Below are 634 nucleotides of genomic sequence, written 5' to 3' on the forward strand. Positions count from 1 at the left end.
GGATGGTATAGCGCGTCCATATCTTCATCGGAATCAACGCCATTAATCTTGTAGGTGAAGCTATCTTTGTTCACTAGAGTAAATTTGCCATCGCGCTCTTCAAATTGAAGGTCGATACGAGATAGAGCTCGGCCATACTTGTCAGGTTCAGTAATGATCACCCCATTCACTACCGCCTTATCAATACGAGTGTGCATGTGGCCAGCAACAATGGCATCCAACTCTGGGTTAGCATTCGCAATATCAGTGACACCTGTATTCGCGATGTCATTTTCGTTTTCAATCCCCATATGTGCAACCAATACGATCGCATCGACTTGGTCATCAATCTCTTTGATTATTTTCTTCACTTCCAGTGTTGGGTTAGTGAACGTGACACCTTCTAAACGGTTGGTACCTTGTGCAAAGACCTCTGTCATTGGGGTGTCCATCCCTATCACACCGATCTTAACGCCACCGCGTTCCAGAATGGTGTAACCCGGTAGGAATGGGTTTCCATTTTTGTTCTTGATGTTGCCGCCTAAAGACTGGCCTTTAAATTGAGTAACAGCTCTGTTGAGCGTTTTAAGACCAAAATCGAATTCATGATTACCTAAAACCCACACATCATATTTCATGTGGTTGAAGCCAAGCA

General features: G+C 44.2%; 1 protein-coding gene. It reads right to left on the reverse strand.

Annotation, left to right across the window (positions count from 1 at the left end):
• Window positions 1–634, reverse strand: a 634-nt coding sequence (locus BCT81_RS15130; RefSeq protein ID WP_198596901.1) for a metallophosphoesterase, incomplete at both ends; no start/stop codon positions are given.

Origin of the sequence: Vibrio sp. 10N.261.52.A1 (assembly GCF_002876325.1) — a bacterium.
GTDB lineage: Bacteria > Pseudomonadota > Gammaproteobacteria > Enterobacterales > Vibrionaceae > Vibrio > Vibrio chagasii.